This window comes from Bradyrhizobium sp. ORS 375 (assembly GCF_000239775.1).
In the GTDB taxonomy this organism is placed as follows: domain Bacteria; phylum Pseudomonadota; class Alphaproteobacteria; order Rhizobiales; family Xanthobacteraceae; genus Bradyrhizobium.
Genome location: NZ_CAFI01000405.1, coordinates 1 through 2,151 on the forward strand (window position 1 = coordinate 1; position 2,151 = coordinate 2,151).

The 2,151-nt window shown below is 62.9% G+C and carries 3 protein-coding genes; 2 read left to right on the forward strand and 1 reads right to left on the reverse strand.

Annotation, left to right across the window (positions count from 1 at the left end):
- Positions 1-250: 250 nt before the first annotated feature.
- Positions 251-565, reverse strand: a complete 315-nt coding sequence (gene groES / locus BRAO375_RS27035) for a co-chaperone GroES (protein ID WP_009030612.1) — start codon at positions 563-565, stop codon at positions 251-253.
- A gap of 381 nt (positions 566-946) precedes the next feature.
- On the opposite strand from groES, the gene BRAO375_RS27040 reads away from it, so the two are divergent.
- Complete coding sequence (locus BRAO375_RS27040; RefSeq protein WP_009030613.1) at positions 947-1,231, forward strand: usg protein; 285 nt, start codon at positions 947-949, stop codon at positions 1,229-1,231.
- Positions 1,232-1,440: 209 nt separating this feature from the next.
- Positions 1,441-2,046, forward strand: a complete 606-nt coding sequence (locus BRAO375_RS27045; RefSeq protein WP_009030614.1) for a cupin — start codon at positions 1,441-1,443, stop codon at positions 2,044-2,046.
- Positions 2,047-2,151 lie beyond the last annotated feature (105 nt).

A 2,151-nucleotide genomic window follows, 5' to 3' on the forward strand; every position in this document is an offset into this window, starting at 1 on the left:
GCCGTCCTTGGTGATGCGCGGCGCGCCGAACGACTTGTCGAGGACGACGTTGCGGCCCTTCGGACCGAGCGTGACCTTCACGGCATTGGCGAGGATGTCCACGCCGCGCAGCATGCGGTCGCGGGCTTCGACGCCGAACTTTACGTCTTTCGCTGACATATTGGGTTTCCCTGAGTTGAATGGTCTGTCTCACCCCTTGGCGAGGCGCCCGCAGGCGCGCCCCTCAGGGTGAGCGTTGTGCGAGCTTGGATCAGGCGGCCTTCTTCTTGGCGCCGGCGTCGGTGATGACGCCCATGATGTCGCTTTCCTTCATGATCAGCAGCTCCTGGCCGTCGATCTTGACCTCGGTGCCCGACCACTTGCCGAACAGCACGCGATCACCGACCTGGACGTCGAGCGGGACCAGCTTGCCGCTCTCGTCGCGAGCGCCGGGGCCCACCGCGGTCACTTCGCCCTGCGAGGGCTTTTCCTTGGCCGAGTCGGGAATGATGATGCCGCCAGCGGTCTTCTCTTCGGCGTCGATGCGCTTGACCACGACGCGGTCGTGAAGCGGACGGAAAGCCATACAGTCCTCCTAAGCAATTGAAGCGATTGTCAGTTTCTGGAGATTTGGCAGTCGATGCCGGCGAGTGCCAGCACGCGGGCTGGATTTAGGGGAGAGTGTCCAGCCGGGCAAGGCCTTGTAGCAGAAAAATTAGCAGTCAACTGCGCGCTCTGCCAAAGCGTTCCGATAGCGTTAACACAAGCGGAACGAAACGCGAAACACCGTATTAGCACCTGGGCTAAGTGGCTGCTAATGCAGCATTTTTCAACATGCCGTTAAACATTTAAGCTTGAGATGGGTTGAGGACATGCGTCACATTTCTTTTGCAGTGAGCGCATCTTTGCCGGGTGGCTCCATCCCGGTTGGCCACGCGGACATGCGCTCCAGAAACGGAGGGTTGGCATGGTGTCGAGGGTTGAGGTTTCCGAGGACTTTCGGAAACAGGTGCTGGGTTATGGGCTGACGACCGCGCAGATCCTGTATCGGATGCCGGACCATCGCTCGCTGCTGCAGACCTATGTCTGGCAGAACTACGACCTGTTTCCGAAATTTCCCGCGCTGCAGGACTTCCTCGCGTTCTGGCAGGAGAAGATCGAGGGCCCGCTGCACTCGGTCACGGTGGCGCATTCGAAGCTCATCAAGCCGGCCGAGCTGCGCGCCGTGGATGGCGTGTTCCGGCTGCATTGAGCCGAGGTCGCTGCAGGATCTCCACCCACCGCTGTCATTCCGGGGCGCGCGTAGCGCGAGCCCGGAATCCATCGGGCGTCATCACGTGCGGAGGAATGGATTCCGGGCTCGTGCTTCGCACGCCCCGGAATGACGACCTTTGTCGGAGAAGCTGCTGAGGTTCGACAACATGTGCTACCCTCGCGGCGAGGACTCGCAGGGAGAGCACCATGGCCAGCAAGAGCCGCACCACCAAGCCCGTCTCACGCGCCGCCGCCAAGGCCGCAGCGCTGAAGACCAGCAAGAGCAGCAGGGCGGCTGCGAAGACGCCCGCCAAAGCCAGCGCAAAGACGATCGCGAAGACACCCGCCAAGCCGGGAAGGGCGGCCGCGCCCTCCGCGCGCAAGGCGCTCGTCAGCAAGGGGCGGCCGGCACCGGCGCCGCGGCGACCGAAGCAGAAGGTCGCGATCAGCCATCACCGCGAAGAAGACTTCAAGGCCGACGGCCTGCGCGCCTACGCGCATTACCGCGACCTCGGCATTGCGGCTGCGACTCACGGCCTGGCGCGGGCGCATGTCATCCGCATGCTGCCGCCGTGCAATCCGCAGGAGGTGTCGAAGCTGCACACCCATGCCGTCGACTTCCAGATGGTCTATGTGCTCAAGGGCTGGGTGAAGAGCTACCTCGAAGGCGTTGGCGAGACGCTGATGAAGGAGGGCAGCTGCTGGACGCAGCCGCCGAAAATCCGGCACATGATCCTCGACTATTCCGATGACGTCGAACTGCTCGAGGTGATCCTGCCGGCCGACTTCAAAACGGTCGAACTTACGACGTAAAGGCGACAGAAACGGATGGAAACATTCGCGCGCGATGGAGGCGGCCATCGCGCATGTGTGTTGACGTCCAGCCCGCGTCAGGGCGACGGACGGGCCGGCGACGGA

What these genes read in the sequence shown, in the direction of transcription:
- groES (WP_009030612.1), bottom strand. Translation starts at nt 565, where the DNA reads ATGGCTTTCCGTCCGCTTCACGACCGCGTCGTGGTCAAGCGCATCGAC.
- BRAO375_RS27045 (WP_009030614.1), top strand. Translation starts at nt 1,441, where the DNA reads ATGGCCAGCAAGAGCCGCACCACCAAGCCCGTCTCACGCGCCGCCGCC.
- BRAO375_RS27040 (WP_009030613.1), top strand. Translation starts at nt 947, where the DNA reads ATGGTGTCGAGGGTTGAGGTTTCCGAGGACTTTCGGAAACAGGTGCTG.